Raw genomic sequence first — 24,658 nt, forward strand, 5'->3', positions numbered from 1 at the left:
GCCGGAGTCGGGAGCGGCGGTCAGCCGAGCCACTCCCGCGTGTACAGGTCCTGCCAGCGCACCGTGACCTCGGTGCGTGCCACAGCGCTCGATCGGGCGCCGATCGTCGAGATGAGCACTTCGTCTACGACATCGCGGACCTTCTCCGACGTCGCCGGCAGGTCGTCCGCGTATCGTGCGATCACACCGATGCGCACCCCGTCGGCGGTGTCGTCTGTGCCGTCGATCGACGCGAACACGACCAGCCTGCCGAGCGCCCGCCGAACGCTGACGGCGATCAACTGTTTGACGATCCGGTCGCTGACCCACACGCCGTCGGTGTCGGTGGCGAGTGTCCGCGCGGGTCTGCGCATCCGGCTGAGCCCGGACGAGATGGACGAGATCAACCGCTCCACGTCGCTGTCGGGTTCGCGTTCATCGCGGACCGCATCCACCAGCCACGCGTCAGTGGGGTCGTCGGTCGCGTCGTCGAAACGTACGTCGTTCATGATCGACCTCCTTTCCCGGTCGCAGCCGATGCCTCGTCCGATCTCGCTCCAGGCTGCCACGGCGCGAGGCGGGTCACCAGGAACTTCCGGCTTCGCTGCAGGTGTCCCCGCACCGACCCTGTGCTGACGCGCAAGACCTCGGAGATCTCGACGAGCGTCAGCCCTTCGACTTCCTTCAACCACCACGCGGCTCTCGACGTGTGCGGCAAGTTTCCTAATTCGGCCCGCAGCGCGTCCATCAGCGCCGAATGCTCCGCGGTGTCGGCGGGCTGCGGTCCTCGCGCGACGAGTTCCTCGAATCGCTCGGCTCCGGTCGGAAGATCGCGTCGGCGACGGTAGTAGTCGACCGTCTTCCGATGCGCGACAGCGAACATCCACGTTCGGAACGAGCTTCGGAACGCGAAGTCGGGCAGCCCTTTCCAGGTGTCGAGCAGCGTCTCCTGGGCGAGGTCCTCGGCCGTCTGCGGCTCGCTGACCATGCGACGCATATAGCGCAGCAGTATCGGCGACATGCGTCTGACCAGCAGGTCGAACGCTTCTGCGTCACCCACTGCAGCAGCACCGGCGAGCTCATCGTCGCTCAGGCTTTCCAGATCTAAGTTATCGTCGTGATCGACATCACGTGAATTCATCCGTGCAACTTCCCCGCGTCGATGCGACTGACTGTACACACGGATCGCGTGATCCGGCTTCGGCCGGGCGAGGGGTCGCGATCGGTGTGCCATCCACATCAGACATAAGGAGTTCGGGTGTCCGACAACAACGCCACCACAGCAGCTGCGGAAAAGACGCAGGAATCGGCCACAGCGAAGGTCACGGCGCCGTCGACCAAGGCGGCCGAGGCTGCAGCCGGGCGCGAGCTCGCCCGACGCGACACTGCGGGCGACCGCGGCCGCACATCGATCGCCGACGTGGTCGTCGCGAAGATCGCGGGCATTGCAGCCCGCGAGATCGACGGCGTCTACGACGTGGGCGGCGCCACCGAGCGCGTCGTCGGCAAGGTGCGCGAAGTGCTTCCGGGCACGTCGGTCAGCGCCACGCAGGGCATCAACGTCGAGGTCGGTGAACGTCAGGCCGCCGTCGACGTCTCGATCGTCGCCGACTACGGAGTCGCGATCCACCAGCTCGCCGCCGCGATCCGCCGCAACGTGATCACCGCGATCGAACAGATGACCGGACTCGAGGTCACCGAGGTGAACGTGACCGTTCACGACGTGAGCTTCGGCGACGAAGACGACCAGGCAGACGGTTCGCGGAGGGTCGAGTGATGACTGCCCCGCGCGAGGACGTCGACGGCTCCGCCGCTGAGCGGATCGCGGACGCGGTTCTCGCACTGCCGGGCGTCGTCGATCTGCACAGCGGGTTATTCGGCGAGGTCGCAACGTACCTCCCGGGTCGCCGGGTGACGGGTATCGCGGTGCGCGACGAGGACGGAGAGGTCCACATCATCGTCGATCTGTCGCACGATCTGCAGGCGGTGGCCGCTTCGGTCCGCGAGACCGCGGAGTCGATCACCGGACTGCCGTTCACGGTCGTCGTCGAGGACGTCGCCCAGAATCGGAGGGCAGGCTGATGAGCAAGGCGGTCATTGGATTGTTCGCCGGCCTGCTGCTGGCGCTGGCGGCGCTCGTCGGCGGATTCTGGGGGCTCGTTCTGGCCATCGTCTTCGGCCTGATCGGGCTGGTTATCGGACTACAGCTCGACGGCGCTCTCGATCTGGGCGCCGTCATCCGGAGCAGGGGCCGTGGCTGAACAGACTCTCGCCGGGGACCGTGTCGTGGAGGGCGGCACGGCCCCGGCGAGTACCCGCGAGCCGGGCACACTCGTCATCGCCGAGCGGGTGGTCAGGAAGATCGCCGAACGCGCGGCACTGAGCGTCGACGGCGTGGTCCGTCAGCAGGGCACGGTCGGGGCGGTCCTCGGTTCGTCGACCACGGACCTCCTCGGGATCAATTCCGACCTGCCGCAGGCGTCGGTCGACGCAGCCGGAACCGCTCGACGGCTGTCTCTGACGGTCGCGTTGGAGTGGCCGTGCGCGGTGACACGGGTCTGTCGACAGGTACGCACATCGGTCGCCGACGAGCTCGAGCAGTTCACCGGCGACCGCCCGATTCGGGTCGATGTGACTGTGCGGGAACTGGTTCCACGTGGCGAGGTGTCCCGACGAAAGCAGGGGTACATCGATCTGCCAAGCATCACGCAAGCACACGAGCGCGCGACAGCATCGGAGGACCGCCATGACAGCGACGACTGACGACCGCGACCGCACCGGCACCGACGACACCGCGAGCCGCAACGTGTTCGCGCCATCAGGCCTGCCCGGCGCCGCGGTCCTCGGCGCCGTCATCGGTCTTCTGATGCTCGTCTTGTGCGGGGTCGCGATCCGCGACCTGGTGGTGGCGGCCGGGTGGACCGATGGCGACCCCTGGCTGGCCGGGGCCGCGCACTGGTCCACCGAGACGTCGTGGACCGGCTGGATGTGGGCGGCCGCGATCGCCTGCGTCGTGGTCGGTCTCGGCATGCTCGCGGTCGCCGTGAAACCACGTCGACCGACTCACCTTCGGCTCGCTGGCCACGACGTGCTGTGGACACGACGGGTCGACGTCGCCCGTCGGTGCAGCGCAGCCGCGGAGTCGGTCTCCGGCGTGGAGCACGCCACCACGGTCGTCACCCGTCGTAAAGCCACGTGCACGGTGACCGCACGGGATTCGACCGACCGCGATCATGTCCGCGAGGTGGTGGAGTCCGTGATCGGCGACGTCGAATCGCCGAAACGGGCCGTCGTCCGATTCCCGAACCGGCGCGGCGGTGGTCGACGATGAACCGCCTGCCTGCCGCAGTGCACCGCTCGACGACCGCACTGCTCGGCCTCGTTCTGCTGGTCGTGGGAGCTGCCGCGATCGCGTGGAATCTCGGCGTCCAACCGGTCGTCGACTGGGTCGAACGCATCGACAACGATGCGGTCGGCAGCTTCGCCGACAGCGGATGGTGGACGCTGGTCCTGGCTGGGATCGTGCTGCTGACGCTGGTGTGGGCGGTCCCGTTGATCGTATCGGCGGTCCGGCCGGGCACTGTCGACGACCTCGAACTCGACGGCTCGGACGAGACAGGTGCGATGTCGATCGCCCCGAAGCTCATCGCCGCTGCTGTCGCCGATGAGCTCGACGGTGAGCCGATGTTCACCTCGGTGTCCGCGCGTGCGCTCGACGATCGGTCGCGCCGCATCATCCGCCTTGAGGCGACCGCGAGTCCGGAGCGCACGTATCCGGAGATCGCGGCAAAGGTCGGGGTGGTTACCGATCAGATCCGGGACGCTGTCGACGGCACCGACGTGCACGTCCAGGCATTTGTCCACCTCGAACCCCGAAAGGTGCCGAGTCGACGCTGACTCAGCTCCGCGCCAGCACCGCGCGAGCGGCTCGATAACCGGACATGCCATGCACGCCGCCGCCCGGTGCCGTCGCCGACGAACACAGGTACACACCGTCTACCCCGGTGACCTGCGGAGTCGACGACAGCACCGGGCGCGCTAGGAGTTGAGACAGACTCGCGGCGCCGCAGTTGATGTCGCCGCCGACGTAGTTGGCGTCGTGTCGTTCCAGGTCGGTCGCTCTGGTCACCCGCACGTGAGCGATCGTGTCACGGAATCCCGGAGCCCTCCGCTCGATCTCGTCGACGATTCGGTCGGAGACGTCGACATCGCATCCGGCCGGGACGTGGCAGTACGCCCACGCCAGATGCGTTCCGATCGGCGCCCGCGACGGATCGATCCTCGTCGGCTCCCCGCCGAGAACCCACGGACGCTCGGGGATGCGGCCGGCGGCCACGTCCTCCTCGGTGCGTCTGATCTGTGCGACGTCGTCGGCGAGATGGAAGGTCGCGGTCCGCGACATCAGATCCGGTCGCGCCGACCACGGGATCGGCTCGGTGAGGACGAAATCGACTTTGCAGGTGCCGTCGCCGTACGAGAACCGCCTCAGGGCGCGAGCGTAGCGGTGCCCGAGACGGTCGGCGAACAGCGTCGCGACGAGGTCCGGCGAGGTGTCGAAGAGCAGATCGCAGCCGGTCGGAAGCTGGCCGAGCTCGGTGACCTCGCATCCGGTCTCGACGCGTCCGCCGCTGGCGACGATCACCGAGACGAGGGCGTCGGCGATGGCCTGCGAGCCGCCCACGGCGATCGGCCAGCCGGTAGCGGCGAGCATCCCCAGGAGAAGCCCGGCCGCCGACGACCCAGGCGACGACAACGGTCGTCCCGCATGTGCGGCGATACCCGCGAACACCGTCGCGACACGCCCGGTGGCGAACGTCCGAGCCAGCATGTCCACCGGCAGCACGGCTGCCGCACCGAATCCGGCCATCCGCATCACCCGAGTACGCGGCACCGCGGGCATGGCGAGGATCTGTCCAGCGACGTCCACCGGGTCCGCCGCCTGGACCAGACGCCGCCAGCGATCCATGTCCGCACCGAGTTCCATTGCGGTGTCGGCGGAGTCGCGGTGGATTCCTATCGTGTCGCCATCGGCGACGTGCGCCAGTGACACGTCCGGGACCAGCCAGGTGAGACCGTGCTCGGCCAGACGCAGATCCTCGAACGCGGGCGACGCGTAACCGGTCGGATGCACAACCGAGCAGATGTCCGTGCGGGTTCCGCGCCCGAAGAACTCGTCGGTGCGCGCACCGCCGCCGATCGTGTCGGCGGCTTCGAGGACGAGAACTCGTCGACCCGCGCGCGCCAGGACTGCGGCGGCGGTCAATCCGTTAGGGCCGGAGCCGACGATCACTGCATCGAACGCGTCACGCACTCTTCACTCCTCTCACAGCTACGCCTCCCGTGCCGTACCCAGACGATAGATTGGAACCATGTCGTCTGCTCCTGCCCGGCGAGTGTCGGCTCTCCTGTCGACGTTCGTCGTCCTGCTCCTCGGTTCAGCACTTCTCGCGTCGCCTGCGCACGCTGAGGCACCGTTCCGGCTCCCCACCCAGGTGGTCGACCCGGCGGGTGCCTTGAACACTGAGCAGAGTGATCGCGTGTGGCAGACCGTGGACGACGTCGACGGTTCGCACGACATCCAGTACTGGGTCGTGTACGTGAAGGATTTCGGCGGCCTCGCGCCCGAGGACTGGGTCGCGAATACCGTCTCCCAGAGCGATTTCGGCGCGCACGACGTCGTGCTCGCGATCGCAACCGATACGCGTGACTACAGTCTGCAGGCCCCTATCGAGGTGAAGGGGCTGACCGACGACGAACTCCGCGGCATCATCGCCGACGAACTCGGACCCGCCGTCGCACAGGGCCGATTCGCCGACGCCGCAGTGTCTGTCGGAGAACGCCTCGAGGACGTCGGCGGTGAACCAGAGGCGTCGCGGCCGTGGTGGATCGTCGCCGTCGTCGTGATCGTCGTGGTCGCTGCTGCGGCGGCTCTCGCGTTGTGGCTGCGTCGCAGGCGTCGGGACGCCGCCGAGCAGCCCGACGCGTTCACCGCCGACCAACTCGGTCAGCGGCCGCTCAGCGAGCTCGATCCCTGGTCGCGCGAGGTGTTGACGGACACCGACCGGGCGATCCGGACCAGCGCAGACGAGGCGTCCCATGCCCGCAACGAGCTCGGTGAGACGGCCGAGCCGTTCACCGCGGCCGTCGCCGACGCGCGGGCAGCTATCGCCGCGTCACACATGCTGCGCCAACGTCTCGACGACCGGCAGGTCACCGATCCCGACGAGCAGCGCCGACTGCTCGTCGAGATCATCACGACCTGCTCGAACGCCGACGCCATGCTCGACGGCCGGGGCTTCGCCTTCGACCGACTACGCGATCTCGGCGCAGCCGCCGACCGGCGGCTCGATTCCCTCTCCGCCGTGATCGACGAGTCGGCCGTACGGATTCCCGACATCGAAGCCCGCCTCGCCGAACTCTCGTCGATTCCCGACGAAGTCGCCGGGAACGTCGAACTCGCAGACGACCTGCTCGTATTCGCCCGCGAATGCATCGACCAGGGCCGTGACGCCGCGTCCGCCGGTCAGCGAGGCTCGGTGATCGGCGCCGTACGTTCGGCGGAGGGCGCGCTCGACCAGGCGACAAGGCTGCTCGATGCCGCAGACAACGCCGACGACACTCCCCGATCGACTGAACTCCCGGACGTCGTCGACCTGGTCCGTGCAGTGTCCACCTACATTCAGACGCGGCGCGGCGTCGTCGGTTCGGTCGCGTTCACCCGTCTGTCCGAGGCGCGACGTCTCGCGGACACCGCAGCCGACCTCGCCGACACCGATCCGGATACGTCTGCGGGAACGGCGGCACGCGCAGCCGATCTGGCCGCTCAGGCGATGGACGCTGCCGTCGCCGACGTCACCGACTGGTCGAGCGGCCAGTCGGGCACACCGAGCGACCTGTCCCCCGTGCTGGCAGGCGTTCTCGTCGACAGTGTGCTCAATGGATCGATGCACGACGGCGGGTACAGCCACGACGGGCGCAGTCCCGCGTCGTTCGGCGGTTCGACGAGCGCCGGACGCATCGGAGTCGGCGAGCGCGTCTGAGCGCCCGTCCGCACCGGGCGGTCTGCGTGATGTCGCCCATATCACGCTTCGCCTCTCTTTTTATTTAGGTTTACTAAGTATTAGACTCCCTAAATGTGACTGAGAATCTTCCTGCCGAGTTGGCGGGCGAACTGCGCCATTCGGTGACCCGCCTGTACCTCGCGCTCCGCCGCAACAGCCCGATCACCGATCTGAGTGCCGCCCAAGCATCCGCTCTCGCAACGATTTCCGATCACGGACCCATGCGGATGGGAGCGCTCGCCGACCGTGAAGGCGTCCGGATGCCGACCGCTACGAATCTCGTCGACGTCCTCGCGCGGGACGGACTGGTGACGCGCGATCCCGATCCGGACGACCGGCGTGCCGTGGTCATCGCGCTCACGGACGAGGGCCAGACCATCATCCGCGACGTGCGCACCCGCCGCGACGACGTCGTGGCCTCAGCGCTCGCCCAACTGTCCGACGAACAACTGGCAGCCCTCGCGGCTGCCGCCCCGGCCCTGCGGGACCTGCGCACACGATTGGAGAAGTAATGGCAGACGAGAACCACTCCCTCACGGAAGCGTTCAAAGGCCAGCCGCGCACCGTGTGGGTGACTGCTTTCGCCGCGGTCATCGCGTTCATGGGTATCGGCCTGGTGGACCCGATCCTGAACTCGATCGCCGAGGCGCTCAACGCCCCGCACGAGAAGTTGACGCTCCTGTTCGGTGTCTACATGGGCGTCCAAGTCGTCGCGATGCTGCTGACCGGTTGGGCCGCATATAGGTTCGGGCCGAAGAAGACGTTGAGCACCGGTCTGCTGTGCATCGTGATCGCGGCGGGCGTCTCGTCGTTCGCGAGCAACATCGACCAATTGATCGCATTGCGTGTCATCTGGGGTCTCGGTAACGCGCTGTTCATCGCGACGGCTCTGGCGTTCATCGTCGGGCAGGCACGCGGCAGCCAGCACGGCGCGATCCTGCTGTACGAGGCGGCACTCGGCGCAGGTCTAGCGGTCGGACCACTGCTCGGTGCGGTTCTCGGCGAGTGGAGTTGGCGCGCCCCGTTCGCAGGCACCGCGATCCTGATGCTGATCGGCGCGATCGGCTGCGCGATCATGCTGCCCGCCGACGCACCGGCCAGCGAACGCCAACCGGTGAGTCTTCTGGATCCGATCAAGGCGCTCAAGAACAAGACGCTCCTGGTGAACTCGATCGGTGCCGCCTTCTACACCGGCGCCCTGTTCACCGTGATCGCGTGGGCGCCGTTGGCCATGGGTCTGCGCCCGATTTACGCGGGCATGATCTTCTTCGGGTGGGGTCTGTTGACCGCACTGGCCGGTGTGTTCCTGGCGCCCGGCATCGCGCGAGCCGTCGGCGACCGGGTGGGCGTCGTCGGGGCGATCAGCGGGTACGCCGTCGTGATGGCGCTCGCCGCGATCGGTGTCCTCACCGACCAGGTGTGGCTGATCGGCGCAGCCGTCGTCGTCTCCGGCATCCCGTCCGGCATCCTGAACACCCTGTTCACCGGCGTCGCGATGTCGGCCACCGACGCCTCGACCCCGCGGTCCGTGGCCTCGGCCGGCTACAGCTTCCTGCGGTGGATGGGCGCCGCGGTCTCGGCCATCCTCGTCGCCTATCTCGCCGAGTGGTTCGGCGGCGCGGCTCCCTTCTGGTTCGCGGCAGGCTACTGCGGCGTAGCGGTGGTGGCCATTGTGGCGTCCAACGCCGTCGGCCGGAACAAGCACACCGTCGACGACGACGCGGTGCTGATCGGTGCAGAAGAGTTCTGAGCAGGTGAGTTCTGGACACAAGCGTCCTGAAGTCAGATCAGTACTGGCGCGTCAAGTTTCGATCAGTCGCCTGGGGTGCTGCAGTGCGGCAGCAAGCAGGCGGCCACTGCGAATGCCGCCGCGAACCATAGCGAGGCGGCGCCCAGCCGGTGGAAGGCGAGGCCCCCGACGGCTGCCCCAACGACGAAGGCCGTCCAGAAGCCGAGCGTCTTGACCCAGCCCCACGGGTGCTCGGCCCCTATCCCGGCAATCAGTTGATGAGCTGCTTTGACCAGCGTGCCCGTTACATAGGTCAGCCCGACATGGACATCGGTGTCTGCGGCGAGCGCGGAGTTGATGAGTCCGGCCGCGACAGCGATGACGACCAGACCGCCCGACACCGAGACGGTGTTCGCCACCACCGTACCGAGGATCGTCACCGCGGCAATCAAGATCATCAGCATCCGATGTGCCGCGCTCCCGCCCCACCGTCCGACGGCCGCCCCGGTGACGTTACCCGCGAAGAACAGCACTATCAGGAGGGTGCTGAGCCACGCGAGATGCCAGTCGCCGGTGGTGGCCGAAGAGCCGAGGATCGTCGTGTTTCCCGACATGAACGCGACGAAGCTGCCCTGCAGCACCACGAAGGCGACAGCGTCGACAAACCCTGCCAGGCCGAGCAGCCACCCACCCAGCAATGCGTCCGATGATCCCGCGCTGCTGACTTCCTTGTTCATTCGCACCACCGCGCGCGATTGTCGTTCAGCACGTGCTGCAGTGGGGCGGCCGACGGCGCCTCGTCGACGCAGCCCCGACCACACCGCGAACTCGTTGCGAGTCCGGGAGTGGCCGGGGCCTTCTCATGCGCGATGGCTAGCCGACCATCTTGCGCGGATCCACGACGTCGTCGAAGGTGGCCGCATCTAAGTACCCGGTCGCTAGGGCGGCTTCGCGCAGTGTGGTTCCCTCGTCGTTCGCTTTGTGCGCGATCGCCGAGGCCTTGTCGTACCCGATCACCGGAGACAGTGCGGTGACGAGCATCAGGGACTGGTCCAACAGCTCCGCTATTCGTTCTTCGTGCAATTGCGTGCCTTCGATGCAGTACTCGCGCAGCTTCACGGCGGCGTCGCCGAGGATTCGCGCCGAGTGAAGCACGTTGTTGATGATGATCGGACGCATGGCGTTCAGCTCGAAATTGCCCTGCGAACCAGCGAAGGCCACACACGTGTCTTCACTGAGCACCTGAATGCACACCATCACCATCGCCTCGCACTGAGTCGGATTGACCTTGCCCGGCATGATCGAGCTGCCCGGCTCGTTCGCCGGCAGGATCAGCTCGCCGAAACCACACCTCGGCCCGGACGCCAACCAACGGATGTCGTTGGCGATCTTCATCAGCGGCACGGCCAACGCTCGTAACCCCGCGCTCGCGCCGACCATCGCGTCCAGCCCGCCCTGGGCGGAGAACTTGCTCTCGGCAGTCACGAACGGATACCCGGTGAGCTCAGCGATCTCGGCGGCGGCCTCGACGTCAAAGTTCTCCGGCGCATTCAGTCCCGTTCCGACGGCGGTTCCGCCCAACGCGAGTTCATACAGACCGTCCATCGACGATTGCAGGCGCTCGATGCCCTGCTCGATTTGTCGCGCATAGCCCGACCATTCCTGCCCGACGGTCAGCGGTGTCGCATCCTGCAGATGTGTGCGGCCGATCTTGACCACGTCGCCCCACTTATCGGAGTTCGTCACGAAGGCCGTCCGCAGGTCGGTCATGGCCGGAAGCAACCGCTCGCTGATCTCTTTGACGACAGCGATGTGCATCGCTGTCGGGAAAGAATCGTTAGACGACTGCCCGAGGTTGACGTGATCGTTCGGGTGCACCGGGTCCTTGGATCCCAGGGTCCCGCCGATGAGTTGGATCGCACGATTGCTGATCACCTCGTTGACGTTCATATTGGACTGGGTTCCCGACCCCGTCTGCCAGACATACAGCGGGAAGTGCTCGTCCAATTCGCCGCCGATCACCTCGTCAGCGACCTGCGCGATGAGATCGGCCTTCCACTCGGGCAGCCGCCCTGCGGCGCCGTTCACCAGGGCCGCAGCCTTCTTCACGTAGCCGTAGGCACGGTAAACCTCGTGCGGCATCTTGTCGTTGCCGATCGAGAAGTGCTGCAACGAGCGCTGGGTCTGCGCACCCCAGTACTTGTCGGCCGGTACGTCGATGCCGCCCATCGAGTCGGTTTCGTGACGCGTGCCGGTCGCGTCGATGCCAATCGCCAGGTCCCGAACCTCCGGCACGGCCTCATCGCTCATTCCACGATCTCCGGGTAGACCGGCTGCCACATCGCGTCTTCAACTGCCTGCACCAGGTTGTCGTGGTTCGTGGTGGACACACCCTCCTCGATCGCTTGCTTGGCGACCGCGAGTGCCACAGTCGCGGATGAGGCGCGCAGGTTGTCCACTGCCGGAAGCAACGATGCCCCCAGCGCCGTCGGGTCCACCTGGTCGGCGACTGCCTTCGCCGCGGCGAGCAGCATCCCGTCGGTGACGTGAGTTGCGCCCGATACAATTGTTCCCAGACCCAGACCCGGATACAGCAAGGCATTATTGGCCTGGCCGATGTCGTAGTCAACGCCGTTGTAGTGCACCGGGTCGACCGGGATTCCGGTAGCGATTAAGGCACGTCCCTGTGTCCACGACACCGCGTCGGCGGGCATCACCTCAATGCGCTCGGTGGGGTTCGACAACGGCAACAGAATCGGGCGTTCGACGCCGGCCGCCAAGGCTTCGACGACCGCCTTGGGGAAGCCGTTGTGCAACGTCGAGGTGCCGATGAGGATGGTCGGCTTCACCTCGCTCACCGCGGTGAGCAGATCGATCAGTCCGTCAGCGCGTGCCCAATCGGCCACTTCAGACGCGGGACGCGCGTAGGCCGCCTGATAATTCGGCAGGCCGGTCATGTCATCAGTGACTAGGCCATCGACGTCGACCAACCACACACGTGACTTGGCCTCATCCTCGCTCAGCCCGTCACGGATCATCGCGGCACTGATCTGGTCGGCCATGCCGGTGCCCGCCGTGCCCGCCCCGAACACCAGCAATCGTTGCTCGGCGAAGCTCTCCTTCGTGACCTTGAGCGCCGAGAAGACCGCCGACATTACGATCGCACCCGTGCCCTGCATGTCGTCGTTGAAGATCCGGTAGGTATCCCGGTTCTGCTCGAGGATGCGGCGCGCATTACTGGGACCGAAGTCCTCGAAGTGGAGCAGTGCGTTCGGGAATAGCTCGGACGCGGTCTTCAGGTAGAGGTCGATAAAGTCGTCGTACCTCTCGCCGGTGACCCGCGCATGCCGGTTACCCAAGTATTCGGGACTGTTCAGCAGCACCTCGTTGTCAGTGCCCACGTCGAGATTCACCGCGACCACCCGGGCAGGATCGACACCTGCGGCGGCCGTGTACACGGCGAGCTTGCCGATCGAGATGTCTGTCCCATTGACGCCCCAGTCACCGATTCCGAGGATCTCTTGGGCGTCGGACACCACGACGAGATCGACGTCATCAGGCCCGAGGCCGAGGCCGGCGAACGAAGCCCGGACATCGTCGGGACGGTCGATGGAGAGGTAGACGGCCCGCGAATCGCGATAGTCGTTGCTCCACTGCTTGATCGCATCGCCGATCGTTGGGTCGTAGACGATGGGCAGCATCTCCGCCAGATGGTCGACGATCAGCTTGTAATACAGCACCTCGTTGCGGTCGTGAAGTTGATCGAGATACGTGTACTTCTGCAGGTCGGTGGCGTACCCGCTGATCTGTCGGTAACACCGCGCAGCCTGCTCGTCGAGGGTCTCCACGGCGGACGGCAGTCGGCCGACCAAACCGAGGCGGGCACGCTCGTCAACGGTGAACGCCGTCCCTCGATTTCGCAGTGGATCGGTACTGACAGTCGGGCTACTGGGCATTGATTCCTCCTCGATCTGAACACGGGGTGCAGGCCGGGCACGAGATCGAAGCGAAATGTGACCGCCCTCAGAGTCCAGGCTTGGGCACGTATACGACAAGAACTCAATTCGCCGTAATTCGGTCACGATTACCGGCCACCGTGGCACAAACTGTGACTTTCGCTACACCAGATGGATGACAAGCGGGGTGAAAGTCGCCTGACGCGAAGCTGAAGAGCTCTCGCCGATGTGTGGTGACCGGATGTACTGGCCGACCACCGCCAGTAGCGCGCTCACCAGGAACGGGATCCGCCAGCCCCACGACTGCAGGCTCGCGTCCGGGTGGTGTTTCTCGCCGGATTCTCGGCGCGGGGCGCCCCGTAGGCTGAAGGCATGTCGACCGCACTGATCACCGGAGCCAGCCGAGGCGTGGGTGCGCAGATCGCACGCGCTCTCGCACCGACCCACGATCTCCTGCTCGGAGGACGCGGCAGTACCGAACTCGACTCTCTCGCAATCGAATTGGAGGGATCGTCGACTCTCCCGGTCGATCTCACCGACTCCGATGCACTCGAGGCGTCCGTCGAGGCGATCGGGTCACTCGACGTTCTGGTGCACTGCGCGGGTGTCGCGAGCAGCCTCGAGAACATCGCCGACACCCCGGTCGAGGAGTGGCGGCATGTCCTCGATGTGAATCTGGTCGCCGCCGCCGAGCTCACCCGGCTGCTGCTGCCCGCTCTCCGCGAGACCGCGGGCCACGTCGTCTTCGTCAATTCGGGTGCGGGCATGCGCGTGAATCCTGGGTGGACGCCATACGCCGCCAGCAAGTTCGGCCTCCGTGCGCTGGCCGACGGGCTGCGTGCCGAGGAGCCGTCGCTGCGAGTGACCTCGATCTTTCCGGGGCGCATCGACACCGACATGCAGCGCGACATCGTCGCCCGCGAGGGCGACGCGTACGACCCCGGTCGTTTTCTCAGGCCGGAGACGGTCGCCGCGACCGTCGCACACGCGATCGCGACTCCGCCCGACGCGCACCCGACCGACGTCGTGCTGCGCCCGACAGGCCGCTGACGTGGATGACCTCACGACTGCGTGAGCTTTAGGACCGCCAGGTCTGCCGTCAGTTCGGCCACGAGGTCGCGGACCTCGTGATCGTCGAAGAGGGCGACCGCGTAGAGGACCTCGACGGCCCCGGAGTCGTCGCCGCGCGGCGCAATCACGGAAACGTGCAGGTCACAGTGCGCGATATCCACGGGGACGGGTGTCACCTGCACACCGTCCCAGTCGGCCGCGGGGTGATCGTCCATGGTCAACATGACTTGAAACAAGGGATGACGATCGGTTGGGACAGGTCCGAGAGCTTCGACGACATCCGCGAACGCGGTCGTGGCATGCGCGAACGCCGCATCCTCGGCTCGACGAACCTCGACGATCGTCTCGGCCACCGTCGGTCGTACGCGGCACGGCACGCTGACGGTATTGACGAACATGCCGACCACGTTCGCCCAGCGCGCGTCGTCGCGACCCGAGAGCAGTGCGCCGATCGGAACCGTGTCGGTACCGATCCGTCGAGCGAGGACGCGGGCCAGTACGGCACGCACCACCGTCAACACTGTCACGCGCGCCCCGCTGGCGACTACCTCGACCTCGCCCCAGGCCGGCCTCCCGAGCGGAACTCGCACCCGCGCACCCCGCCGATCCCACACGGCCGGACGCCGGGGCGCGAGGTCGGCCGATACGGCCGACCGCGCCGCATGTTCGATGTCGGCCGCACGATGCTCGAGAGCGCTCGTCTGCTGGGACAGCGCATACTCGCGATACTCGGCGGCGTCGGACGCTGCTACCGGCGCTCCGAGGAGCCCTGCCAGTATGATTCGCAAAGACTCCCCGTCCGCCGCGAGATGGTGGAGGCAGACCGCGATCACCGTCGACTGGTCTGACGCCGTCCCGACGCCGATGCGCAGTGGGTACCGATGTGCAACGTCGATCGGCCGGTGCAGATACGTTTGCAGGCCCTCCCGGTCGCACCCGCCCAACTCGTCGACCGTCCAGCAGACGGGATCGGAGACCGGGTCGACGGCGAAGGTCGCATTGTCATCGAACCGGCTGCGCAGCATCGGATGGGTGTCGAGGAGGGCGGCGACGCCCCGTCTGACAACGGAGACGGGGATCGGCGACGGAACGGTCACCGCGAATGCGATGAGATGGTCGATCCGGTCCCGGGCGGGGTACACGTTGCGTTGGCTCGGTGCCAACGGAACGGTTGCCCCACCGGTGTCGAGGTGCACGGCGACGTCGGGAACGACGCGGCCTGTCGAGCGGACGAGTTCGGCCAGCTCGCCCGGTGTCGGATGAGTGAAGACTTCGCGCACACCGATCCGTACACGGTGGACGGCGGCGATCCGGGCGACCAGCGTGGTCGCGGCCAGCGAGTCGCCGCCCATGTCGAAGAAGTCGTCGTCGAGCCCGATCGCCGAGACACCCAACGCGTGCTCGAACGCGTCGACGGCAGCTCGCTGCGACGTGTCGGTCGGCCGCCGGTGCTCGCGCCTAGGCGCCGCCGTCGGCGCCGGAAGTCGCGCACGGTCGAGCTTGTTGTTGACCGTCAGCGGCAGTTCGTCGACGACGGTGACGCCCGCAGGCGTGTACGCGGTTCCCAGTCGAGTCCGGACATCGTCGCGGACACGTCGAGCGATGTCGTCGCGCGTGCCCGCCGCGACGACGTAGGTGTGCAGTCGACGGCCTCGCTCAGTCTCGTGTGCGATCGTGGCACTGGCCGATACGATCCCCGTCTCGAGCACTGCGCGATCGATCTCGGCGAGCTCGATTCGCACCCCGAGGATCTTCACTTGGTCGTCGACACGACCGATGAACCAGATCTGATCGTCGGTGCCCCGTCGCACGCGATCACCGGTGCGGTACATGCGTTCACCACCGCGGTCGATCGACGCGACGAAGCGGCTCGCCGTGGCGGCAGGCCGGCCGACGATCCCGATCGCCAGACTCGGCCCACACACATAGAGTTCGCCTTCGCCGCCACGGGGAACGGGGCGCAGACGTCGGTTCAGCACCTGGAGCCGGACGCCGCTCATCGGCCGACCCAGCGGGATCCTCGACTCGGTGCCGCCGGGAGTAACCGGATCGGTGAGCATCACGCTGCAGGTGGTCTCGGTGGGCCCGTAGGCGCATCGGATCGTGGCCCTGCGAGCCCACCGGTGCATTAACGGGGCGGGACACGTGTCGCCACCGACGATCAGGTGCGTGAGGTCGGGCATGCCGTCCTCGGGCAGCGTCGCGAGAACAGCGGGTGTGACGAGCAGATGCGTGACACCGCGGGCACGAAGGCACTGCGCCAGTTCGACGCCGCCACGGATGTGTGCCGGCACGACGGTGAGCGAGGCCCCGGCGTGGGCTGCGGCGAGCATCTCGACGATCGCGGTGTCGAACCCCGGCGACGCAAGATGCGCGACGACGCTCGCCGACGTGACCTCGTACGACGCCGCGATCTCGGCTGTCAGATCGGCGACGCCGGAGTGCGAGACCCAGATCCCTTTCGGGGTCCCCGTGCTCCCGGACGTGAACAGCAGGTACGCGGGCGAACAGGCGCATGCTCGCCGCACACGGGTCGGCCCGCTGACGGCGCTCACCGCGTCGAGGTCGATGTCGAAGCCGCTGCCACGACCGACGACCACGGCAGGCGAACCGGCGGCGAGCATGGTCCGGCGACGCGGCTCCGGCAGCGACGGATCGATCGGGAGCACGCACATCCCCGCCGATGCCACCGCCCAGGCAGCGACGACGCTGCGCAGCGAACGTTCACAGATGACGGCGACCACGTCGCCGGGCTCGGCACGCGAGCTCAGCTCGGCGGCGAGTCCGGCCGCCGCGTCGGCGGTCTCCCGGTACGAGTGCGAGCCGCCCTCCTCGTCCACGACGGCGACCCGAGTGGAGTCCCGGGCCCGCAGATAGCCGTCGGCGAGGGTCCCGGACGCACCCGCCGAGGGCGTGCACGGTGTCCACGACGGAGCTTCGGGCGAGAGGCTGTCGATCGGGTCGTCTCCCGCCGCGTCACACAGGGCGGCGACTGCGTCCAACACACCGGCGAGGATCACGTCTGCGAACGCCGGTTGGTGGACGTCCGCGTTGACTTCGATCTCGACGCGCAACCGGTCCGCGCCGCCGGGGTAGACGTTGATGTTGAGGTCGCTGACCGGGCCTGTCGTGAGAACACGCAGGTCGCAGGTCATGCCATCCCCGAGGGAGATGCCGGGCGGGGACGGGACCAGATTGAGGACCGGCCCAAGTCGGACGAGACCGGCGACCTCCGAACCGATGCCGCCGCGGTCGACGACCATGTCCTCGTAGCGATACTGCTGGTGCCGCAACGCGTCCGAGAGGAGACGTCCAACCGTCCTCAGGTGAGGATCGACCGGCAGCTCCGATCTGTGCTCGACGATCACCGGAAGCAGATTCGACAGGGTTCCCGCTGTCGCCCGAACGGCGGCGCTGGTTCTGGTCGACGTGACCAGCGTGAACGGGATCGCAGATCTGTCGGTGATCCGCGACAGGCAGACCCCAGCGGCTGCGACCAGTACCGCGGCAGTCGGGACGGCGGCCCGAGCCGCCGTCGCCCCCAGTCGCTGAATCGTCATGGACGACAGGTCTGCTCCGGCAAGGTGAGTTCGGTTGGAGATGGGTGAGATGTCCTCACCGGTCCGCAGTGGTTCGGGTGCCGCCGCCATCACCGCCCGCCAGTGTTCGCGGTCGCGCAAGCGCCTGGCCGAGTCCCGGTATGCGCGCTCCTGCTCGACGATCACGGTAATCGGTTGCGGCTCGGGCAGTTTCGCGTCGTCGACCTGATGACCGAGCGCTCGCCGATAGCGGTGGGCGACGTGTCGCATCACCAGCCCCGACCCGTACCCGTCGATCAGCAGGTGGTGGGCTCTCGCGTAGAAGATCCACTTCCGCGGGCCGACCTCGATGAGCGCGTACCGGATCAGCGGCCCGTCGGGCGGCAGGGGAGCGGTCGACATCTGCGCCATCGCCTCGGCGGCCGCCGTGTCGGGATCGTCGGCGTCACGAACGCAGACGCGTTCGGTGGCGACTCCGGATCCGCCCTCGATGCTCAAGTACGGCTCCGCACCGTCGACGTACACCCGAGTGGTCGACACCCCGAGCGCCTCCGACACCTCGCCGACGACGGTCACCAGGAGGTCCGGGTCCAACGCGCCTCGGATCTCCAAGCACTGCGCGATGGCGATCGGGGTGTCGTCGCCGAGCAGATGTTGCGCCGTCCAGATTGCGCGCTGGGCTCGGTTGAGTGGAATACGGGTCATCGTCCGATATGCCGCACGCCCGCGGCCGACCGATCGGTCATCACGCCGACAAAGTGTTGAATACCGCTGACGACGAAAGGATCACGGAATCGATATATCGCGCATATCCGCCATCTATCCCTAATTCGCTCAGAAGTCCGCAGAACATTGCCGTTGAATAGGAGTTCGGAACGGTTCCTCTGCTGGTGAGTACACTCAGGACATTCATCACTCGACTCGATTCATTGACAGAGAAGGACGCAATGGGCTTTCGTGGTCAAGACGTCGACGGCAGTGTCGAAAAGGTGACGGTATCACCGTGTCGTGACGGACTTCTACTGATTCACCGGCCAATCTCTGTGGGTAATCCAAATGGTATCGGATTCGCGTCCCGGCGACAGAGAGTCACGTTCTTAACGTGCCGCCGCACGACCTTTCCGCACATGTGCGACGCTTCGCATGAGTTGGACAGATCGGGCGGATGAGGTGTCGGTGACTGGTGCGTATCGGCAGTCGACACTGCCCGTGGTCTTCGTACTGGCCGCGGTGCAGTTCACGATAATCGTCGACGAGACCGCCATCGCACTCCTCGCGCCGTCGGTGGCGCGCGACCTCGACCTGGGCGACCAAGCACGTCACCTCCTGGTCACACCGTTCGCGGCCGCCTTCGTGGTGATGCTGCCCGGAACCGTCGTCGCCTTGCGGCGAGTCGATCCGCGGAGGGCGCTCCCATGGGCCGCGTCTGCGTTCGCTGTCAGCGCGGCAGCGGGCGCCCTCACACCCACGGCCGCGAGCCTGATTGCCGCTCGTGCCATGCAAGGAGCGACTGCAGCGGTCACCACCACCTGCGTGCTGGCGGCACTGCACCTCGCCACCGCGAACGCCTCAACCAGAGCACGCGATTTCGCAGTGTTCTCGACGGTGTCCGGCGCGGGGGCGATCGCCGCCCTTGTGGTCGCGGCGCCACTCGCCACCGTCTCGTGGCGGTGGTGTTTCTGGGCGGTGGGCGTCGCGGCAACCGTGTGCACGATCGGCTGGCTCGTAGCGTCGCAGCCCCGAGCCGATCGGGGGGTCGGGCTCCGCTCGGCGCGCCTGTCGACCACGAACGGCGGGCTGTTCGGGTACGCGGCGATCGTGGCGGCGAATGCGATCCTCGCCGCTTCGGTGATCACGGTGAGTTTCGCGCTTCAACAGGACCATGGGTGGACGCCGGTCGCCGCTGGACTCGGCTTCCTACCCCTGAACGCGGCGGCAGCGGCGGGCGCGATCACCGTCGCTCGCGGTTCGTCGACGCCGCCGGGCGTGCGACGCCTCCTCGTGTGTGCGTTCGCCGCTCTCGCCGTCGGCTGCGCTGCGCTGGCCGGTGCGCCCGGCACGTCGACGGCGATCATCGTCGCGACGGTACCGATCGGGTTCGGCGTCGGGGTGGCCTTTCCACTGGTCAACGGCCACATACTGGCTGGTCGAGGCGACGAGACCCTCAACCGCGCCGCGGGTCTCGGCATGGCGCAGCAGATCGGGCTCGGCATCGGCGCGCTCGCCGCGGCCGCCCACTCAGACCTCACGCTCGTGATTCTGGCTGGCATGGTTGCGGCCGCGGTCGCGACGACCGTCGTCTGGACCAGGCGGCGTTAGACCTGCTCGAGGTCCGTCGGGTTCCAGACCGCACGCATGGATGCGACTTTGCCGTGCTCGTCGAAGACCATGACGTCGACCGGGGTGATCTTGAACTTGGCGTCGTCCGTGCCGGTGACGAGGGTGAACTCGAAGACCGCGGTGTCGCCGGCGATCCTCGTCCAGGCGAGAGTCGCTTCGCGGTGCGGCATTCCGGTGATGATGCCGTAGAACTCGAGGAGTTCATCGCGGGTCGTGCGCAGGGGAGCGCCGATTGGGTCTTCGACGGTTGCCCCGTCGGCGTACAGGTCGACGATCTGCTCCGCCGTCCCCGAGGTCAGGCCGTCGATGTAGGCCTGGACGGCGGCGGCGATCGTGTCTGACAATGCGACTTCCTGCTGGTCGGCAGTCATGAGTTCTCCCTGAAATTGGAACGTGTTCTAGTTCACGCTAGCAGGGATCACTGAGGCACGACAGCGGAAATGAGATCAGTACGCTCATCGGCCGCCGAGGGCGATATGCCCTTGCGGGGCGATGAGCGTACTGATCTCAGAAAAAGGTGGATTCCGTCCTCACTTGAGGTCGGCGCTGCTCTTACCGAGGACACGACGAGCGATGATCAGCTGCTGGATCTGCTGCGTGCCTTCGAAAATGTCGAGGATCTTCGAGTCACGCGCCCACTTCTCGAGGAGTTGGGTCTCGGAGAATCCCGCGGTAGCGCTGATCTCGACGGCCTTGTTCGTCAGCTCGGTGACACTGCGACCGGCCTTCGCCTTCGACATCGACGCCTCTGCGGAGTTCGGTTGCTTGTTGTCGGCCATCCACGCGGCACGCAGGGTCAGCATCCACGATGCCTCCCAGTCCGACTCAAGGCGGATGAACTCGGCGACGGCAGCGTGCTGAGCTGCGACGGGTCGGTCATAGTCGATCTCGTGACCGGCCTCCTCGATGATGCGGCGCAATTCCTCAAGGGCTGCGCGGCCGAGTCCGACAGCCATCGCGGCAACGACCGGACGGGTGTTGTCGAACGTCTGCATGACGCCGCCGAAACCCTTCTTGACGTTGATCTCCGGCGTGCCGAGCAGGTTGTCCGCACGCACACGAGCGTTGTCGAAGCGGACGACGGCGGTGTCGGACGACTTGATGCCCAGCTTGTGCTCGAGGCGCGCGACCGTCACGCCCTCGGTGGACATCGGGACGACGAAGCTCTTGATGGCGGCGCGTCCGACGCTCTTGTCGAGGGTCGCCCAGACGACGACGTGATCGGCTCGCGAACCCGCAGTCACGAAGATCTTCTCGCCGTTGATGACGTACTCGTCGCCGTCGAGGACTGCGGTGGTCGAGACTGCGGCGGAGTCGGAACCGAAGCCGGGTTCGGTGATGGCCATGGCGGCCCATACGTCGGCGAAGCGTTCGAGCTGCTCGTCGTTGGCGACGGCGGCGATCGCCGCGTTGCCCAGACCCTGGTAGGGGATCGACAGCATGAATCCGACGTCGCCCCAGCTCAGTTCGCGTGCGTTGAGCACCGAACGGAGGTTTACGCCGTTGACGGTGCTCTCCCCGTCGCTGCTGGAGTCTGCGGCCTTGTCGCCGCCACGGGCCTGTTTCGCCATCTTGCCCAGATCATCGAGCTCGACCGGGTACTCGTGCTCGGCTTTGTCGTACTTGCGCGAGATGGGACGAAAGATGTGCTCGGCGGCGAGACGGGCGCGCTCGACCGTGGAGTTCAGCTTCTCCGGGAGCTCAAGGTTGATTGCCATACATTGACCTTACTACTGAGTAAGGTGCTTGCCAACCGGCTACGCGCAGCTACCACATGAGGCAGAATCGGACGAATGCCGCCGTTACCCGCCAACCCTCTGCGTGCCTTGGCGGGAACCGACCCCGGCCGGGTGCGGTTGTCGAACGCGGTGGCTGTCGCGACTACCGTCCTGTTGAGTACTGGATCGGCGGTCGGCATCACCCACCTGACCCACGGTTCGTCGGGGCTCGTGGTGGTCGGCGCGTTTCTCGCCATGATCAGCGGCCTCAGCGTCAAGGACGGCACCGCGCACGGACGCCTGACGACGACCGTCCTGCTCGCGGTCCCGGCGGTCGCGGTGCTCACCGCCACGACCCTGCTCGACCGTTGGAGATTCGTCGAGTTCGGCGTCTTGATCGCAATCTGCACGGCGGCCGTCTGGGTGCGCGCATACGGGCCCCGGTGGTCGGCACTCGGAATGATCGCGTTCATCTCCGGATTCTTCGGTCTGGTCATCCGACCGAGCATCGACGAACTGGGGCCGCTGACGTTGATCGTCATCGCGACAACCGCCTGCAACGTAGCTGTGAAGCTGGCGATGCTGCCGTCGTTTCCGCGACACGAGCTGAGGCTGCTGCTCCGCGAGTTCCGGGGAACACGGGACGCGTGTCTCGGCGCCGCGACGGCCCGCAACGACGCTCTCCTTCAGAAGATGATCGACCGGGTCGGTGATGTGGCGATCGCTATCAATGGCTGGCAGGGACGCTACGACACTCACCGCCTGCTCGGGCTCGACGGCGCCGACCTCTCCCGTCTCGTCTTCGACGCGCGAACCGACGCAGTACAGGCATGTCTGCAGCTGGCGGCCCACCCGACCTCCGCGCCCGCGGGCCTTGTCGGGGCATTCCATCGGACTCTGCAGACCGAGACCGCCCCCGACGATGCCCAGCACACGCTGGCCTCGCCGGACACCGACTTCGTCGCCGCCGTCGTCGCACGCGCGGTCGTCTCCCAGATCGCCTTGCAGAAGGCTGTCGCGACCGGCCGGGTCGATCAGGCCGCGACGCCGGCACCCATCGCGGCCTCCGAGCCCGACCAGCCGAAACCGTCGGCGGGCCGGACGGCCCCGGCGGCACGCACACACTTCTGGGAGACGTGGCGGCCGACGAGCCGGATGGCCGTCCAGGTGTTCGTCGCGACCACTGTGGCGACCGCCGTCGGCGAGGCGATCTCGGCGACTCGCTGGTATTGGGCGGTGCTGACCGCGTTCCTGGTGTTCATCGGAACCACGACGCGAGGTGGCGTCCTGACCCGCGCCTACCGTCGTGTGCTCGGAACAACGCTCGGCGTCATCGTCGGATTCGCGGTCGCCTGGATCGCTAACGGCAACTCGACCGTTCTCGCGCTGTGCTGCGTCGTGTGCGTCTTCTTCGTCATCTACCTCGGGCCGCTGAACTACGCGGTCCTGGCGTTCTTCATCACCGTGCTCATCGCCTCCATGTACGGCCTGCTCGGCGTCCTTGACCGGCAGGTGCTCGAATGGCGTGTCGAGGAGACGGCAGCCGGCTCCATAGTCGGCGTCGCGGCGGCCTTTCTGATCTTCTCCACGAGTTCGACGCCTCCGTTGGCCGCGGAGATCTCCTCGTACTTCGACGCCCTCGACCGGCTCCTGCTGCGCACGGGACGAGCACTGACGGGTACGGGTGACGCCGCATCGGTGGTGTCCGCGGCTCTCGCCCTCGACGCCGCACACAACGATCTCCAGACGTTCGTCTCCCTGATGCGGGTGTCGCTCATCGCCCGGGGGAGGAGACCGCTTCGTCAGTCCGCGATGGTGGTGATCAACGCGGTCGGGGTGCAAGCCGAACGGATGGCCGAGGAGTCCATCGTCCTGCAGCGCACAAACAGCGCCTTCTCCGGCGACGACGCCATCGCCGTCTCACGTGGCATCGACGCCATCCGGGCTCACGCCACGACCGCATGTACCGCTCTCGTCACCAGCCCGCGCGGCCGGCACGCCCCGGCGGACGCAGTGACCCTCGATTGCATCGACCAGGTGTCGGCCGCGGGCGACTCGCCGCAGTTCCGCGCGCTCCTCGCCATGTCTGAGATCAGCTACGCACTGCAACATCTCCGCCGACTGCGTGAACGCAGCACCGGTGTGGTCACAATGGGGCCATGACTCCAGACCCGTCGAACACTGTGCCGTCGAACACCGCAGCGTTCCCGCCTGCGGCCACGCCGCCGCCTCCCGCTCTGGTGACCGACGGCCGATATCAGTTCGGCACCTACGACGGGCCGATACCCACGATCAACCCGCTCGACGCGGCGGGCGGCGGTCTGCTCGCCGCCCCGCGCCGCATCGCCCGCGACCTGGGGCTCAAGGAGTGGGAGGCCTTCCAACTCGGCGACGACGACCACTTCGTCCTCGGCGCCGTCTACAACGCGAAATCCATTGGCCTGCTTCAAGTCCTCGTCGTCGACAAGGAGGCGGCGACGATCCGCAGGTTCGAGACGAAACTCCCGTCACCGATGTTGTCGGTAGCGCGCGGCCTGGACGGGACGACGTCGTGCGGAGAGTTCTCGGGCCTGGCGATCTCGATCGGAAACGACCTCGTCGACGGCATCGTCACCGTCGACGCGACCCGCGACCCGCAGGGCGACGACCCGTCGCTGGCTCTGCACGTGACCGGCGAGTGCGGATCAGACAATGCGGCGCACCTGGTGATCGTGCACCCGTTCTCCGACGAAGCGGCTCTCTACTCGCACAAGGCGATGATGCCGATGCACGGCTCGCTGGTCCTCGGCGACGACCGTGTCGGTTTCACCGACGACCGCGGTTTCCTCATCCTCGACGATCATCACGGCGACTACCCGCGCCCGATGCGCTACGACTGGGTCACCGGCGCGCGCCGCAACTCCCACGGCGTCGTCGAAGGGTTCAACCTCACCGACAACCAGATCCGGAAACCGGACGTCTACAACGAGAATGCCGTGTGGATCGGCAACGAGTTGCACCGTCTTCCGCCGGTCACGTTCACCCGGCCGGACGGCCCGTGGGGCAAGTGGCATGTGCGCGACCAGCACGGAGCGGTCGACGTCACGTTCGCTCCCACGGTCCGCTCGACGATGCACGTCGGACCGCGCAAAGTCCTCGCCGAGTACTACGCGCCGTACGGCTGGTTCGAAGGCGTCATCCACGCCGAGAACGCGACGCTGCCGGTGGACGGCGTGTTCGGCGTGGGAGAGCAGAAGCGCATCACGGTGTGAACGCGGCTTCTGCC

The 24,658-nt window shown here is 66.8% G+C and carries 22 protein-coding genes; 13 read left to right on the plus strand and 9 right to left on the minus strand.

The features are described 5' to 3' along the window. Positions 1–20 precede the first annotated feature (20 nt). Positions 21–488, minus strand: a complete 468-nt coding sequence (locus tag L5G33_RS11180; protein ID WP_236998265.1) for a hypothetical protein — start codon at positions 486–488, stop codon at positions 21–23. Further along, positions 485–1,120, minus strand: a complete 636-nt coding sequence (locus L5G33_RS11185) for an RNA polymerase sigma factor (RefSeq protein ID WP_236998266.1) — start codon at positions 1,118–1,120, stop codon at positions 485–487. Before L5G33_RS11185 ends, L5G33_RS11180 begins: the two co-directional genes overlap by 4 nt. 117 nt (positions 1,121–1,237) lie before the next feature. Here L5G33_RS11185 and L5G33_RS11190 point away from each other — a divergent pair, with 117 nt between their 5' ends. Genes L5G33_RS11190 through L5G33_RS11215 form a run of 6 tightly spaced genes read left to right on the plus strand, consistent with a single transcriptional unit; the run spans position 1,238 to position 3,876 of the window. Further along, positions 1,238–1,756 (plus strand): Asp23/Gls24 family envelope stress response protein, encoded by a 519-nt coding sequence (locus L5G33_RS11190; RefSeq protein WP_236998267.1) that lies wholly within the window; start codon positions 1,238–1,240, stop codon positions 1,754–1,756. Next, complete coding sequence (locus tag L5G33_RS11195) at positions 1,756–2,061, plus strand: Asp23/Gls24 family envelope stress response protein (protein WP_236998268.1); 306 nt, start codon at positions 1,756–1,758, stop codon at positions 2,059–2,061. Before L5G33_RS11190 ends, L5G33_RS11195 begins: the two co-directional genes overlap by 1 nt. Beyond that, entirely contained in the window at positions 2,061–2,240 is a 180-nt protein-coding gene (locus tag L5G33_RS11200) for a DUF2273 domain-containing protein (protein ID WP_236998269.1), read from the plus strand. Before L5G33_RS11195 ends, L5G33_RS11200 begins: the two co-directional genes overlap by 1 nt. Beyond that, positions 2,233–2,742, plus strand: a complete 510-nt coding sequence (locus L5G33_RS11205; protein ID WP_236998270.1) for an Asp23/Gls24 family envelope stress response protein — start codon at positions 2,233–2,235, stop codon at positions 2,740–2,742. The genes L5G33_RS11200 and L5G33_RS11205 overlap by 8 nt, the downstream gene beginning before the upstream one ends. Continuing rightward, on the plus strand, positions 2,726–3,310 hold the full coding sequence (locus tag L5G33_RS11210) for a DUF6286 domain-containing protein (RefSeq protein WP_236998271.1): 585 nt from the start codon (positions 2,726–2,728) through the stop codon (positions 3,308–3,310). Before L5G33_RS11205 ends, L5G33_RS11210 begins: the two co-directional genes overlap by 17 nt. Beyond that, positions 3,307–3,876, plus strand: coding sequence for a hypothetical protein (locus tag L5G33_RS11215; RefSeq protein WP_236998272.1), 570 nt, complete (start codon positions 3,307–3,309; stop codon positions 3,874–3,876). The genes L5G33_RS11210 and L5G33_RS11215 overlap by 4 nt, the downstream gene beginning before the upstream one ends. A gap of 1 nt (position 3,877) precedes the next feature. Here the strand turns inward: L5G33_RS11215 and L5G33_RS11220 are convergent, their stop codons facing one another. Continuing rightward, the gene (locus tag L5G33_RS11220) at positions 3,878–5,290 is read right to left on the minus strand and encodes a phytoene desaturase family protein (RefSeq protein ID WP_236998273.1); all 1,413 of its coding nucleotides are present in this window, start codon (positions 5,288–5,290) and stop codon (positions 3,878–3,880) included. Positions 5,291–5,348: 58 nt separating this feature from the next. Between L5G33_RS11220 and L5G33_RS11225 the strand changes: the two genes are divergently transcribed. The 3 genes from L5G33_RS11225 to L5G33_RS11235 all read left to right on the plus strand — a co-directional run bounded on the left by L5G33_RS11225 (position 5,349) and on the right by L5G33_RS11235 (position 8,790). After that, complete coding sequence (locus L5G33_RS11225) at positions 5,349–7,019, plus strand: TPM domain-containing protein (protein ID WP_236998274.1); 1,671 nt, start codon at positions 5,349–5,351, stop codon at positions 7,017–7,019. 95 nt (positions 7,020–7,114) lie between these two features. Then, complete coding sequence (locus L5G33_RS11230; protein ID WP_236998275.1) at positions 7,115–7,552, plus strand: MarR family winged helix-turn-helix transcriptional regulator; 438 nt, start codon at positions 7,115–7,117, stop codon at positions 7,550–7,552. Continuing rightward, positions 7,552–8,790, plus strand: a complete 1,239-nt coding sequence (locus tag L5G33_RS11235) for an MFS transporter (protein ID WP_236998276.1) — start codon at positions 7,552–7,554, stop codon at positions 8,788–8,790. The genes L5G33_RS11230 and L5G33_RS11235 overlap by 1 nt, the downstream gene beginning before the upstream one ends. A gap of 62 nt (positions 8,791–8,852) precedes the next feature. Here L5G33_RS11235 and L5G33_RS11240 read toward each other — a convergent pair whose 3' ends face one another. The 3 genes from L5G33_RS11240 to L5G33_RS11250 form a co-directional block, all read right to left on the minus strand. Beyond that, positions 8,853–9,506: a YoaK family protein gene (locus tag L5G33_RS11240; RefSeq protein WP_236998277.1), complete on the minus strand. Its 654-nt coding sequence runs from the start codon at positions 9,504–9,506 to the stop codon at positions 8,853–8,855. A 136-nt stretch (positions 9,507–9,642) separates the two neighbouring features. Continuing rightward, positions 9,643–11,079 (minus strand): class II fumarate hydratase, encoded by a 1,437-nt coding sequence (gene fumC, locus L5G33_RS11245; protein ID WP_236998278.1) that lies wholly within the window; start codon positions 11,077–11,079, stop codon positions 9,643–9,645. Continuing rightward, positions 11,076–12,740, minus strand: coding sequence for an NAD-dependent malic enzyme (locus tag L5G33_RS11250; RefSeq protein ID WP_372476893.1), 1,665 nt, complete (start codon positions 12,738–12,740; stop codon positions 11,076–11,078). The genes fumC and L5G33_RS11250 overlap by 4 nt, the downstream gene beginning before the upstream one ends. Positions 12,741–13,097: 357 nt before the next feature. On the opposite strand from L5G33_RS11250, the gene L5G33_RS11255 reads away from it, so the two are divergent. Continuing rightward, positions 13,098–13,775 (plus strand): SDR family oxidoreductase, encoded by a 678-nt coding sequence (locus L5G33_RS11255; RefSeq protein WP_236998280.1) that lies wholly within the window; start codon positions 13,098–13,100, stop codon positions 13,773–13,775. Between the two features lie 11 nt (positions 13,776–13,786). Here the strand turns inward: L5G33_RS11255 and L5G33_RS11260 are convergent, their stop codons facing one another. Further along, positions 13,787–18,040 carry a non-ribosomal peptide synthetase gene (locus L5G33_RS11260; RefSeq protein ID WP_236998281.1) on the minus strand — a complete coding sequence of 1,418 codons (4,254 nt, stop codon included), beginning with the start codon at positions 18,038–18,040 and terminating at the stop codon, positions 13,787–13,789. 438 nt (positions 18,041–18,478) lie between these two features. On the opposite strand from L5G33_RS11260, the gene L5G33_RS11265 reads away from it, so the two are divergent. Further along, the gene (locus L5G33_RS11265; RefSeq protein WP_236998282.1) at positions 18,479–19,654 is read left to right on the plus strand and encodes an MFS transporter; all 1,176 of its coding nucleotides are present in this window, start codon (positions 18,479–18,481) and stop codon (positions 19,652–19,654) included. Here the strand turns inward: L5G33_RS11265 and L5G33_RS11270 are convergent. Together L5G33_RS11270 and L5G33_RS11275 are read right to left on the minus strand one after the other, a co-directional pair. Next, complete coding sequence (locus L5G33_RS11270) at positions 19,651–20,046, minus strand: nuclear transport factor 2 family protein (protein WP_236998283.1); 396 nt, start codon at positions 20,044–20,046, stop codon at positions 19,651–19,653. The two genes, L5G33_RS11265 and L5G33_RS11270, sit on opposite strands and share 4 nt — an antisense overlap. A gap of 159 nt (positions 20,047–20,205) precedes the next feature. Beyond that, the gene (locus L5G33_RS11275) at positions 20,206–21,393 is read right to left on the minus strand and encodes an acyl-CoA dehydrogenase family protein (protein WP_236998284.1); all 1,188 of its coding nucleotides are present in this window, start codon (positions 21,391–21,393) and stop codon (positions 20,206–20,208) included. A gap of 75 nt (positions 21,394–21,468) precedes the next feature. Here L5G33_RS11275 and L5G33_RS11280 point away from each other — a divergent pair, with 75 nt between their 5' ends. Together L5G33_RS11280 and L5G33_RS11285 are read left to right on the plus strand one after the other, a co-directional pair. Continuing rightward, positions 21,469–23,556, plus strand: coding sequence for an FUSC family protein (locus L5G33_RS11280; protein WP_236998285.1), 2,088 nt, complete (start codon positions 21,469–21,471; stop codon positions 23,554–23,556). Beyond that, positions 23,553–24,644, plus strand: a complete 1,092-nt coding sequence (locus L5G33_RS11285; RefSeq protein WP_236998286.1) for a DUF2804 family protein — start codon at positions 23,553–23,555, stop codon at positions 24,642–24,644. The genes L5G33_RS11280 and L5G33_RS11285 overlap by 4 nt, the downstream gene beginning before the upstream one ends. Positions 24,645–24,658 lie beyond the last annotated feature (14 nt).

It is taken from the genome of Gordonia liuliyuniae (assembly GCF_021738805.1).
In the GTDB taxonomy this organism is placed as follows: domain Bacteria; phylum Actinomycetota; class Actinomycetes; order Mycobacteriales; family Mycobacteriaceae; genus Gordonia; species Gordonia liuliyuniae.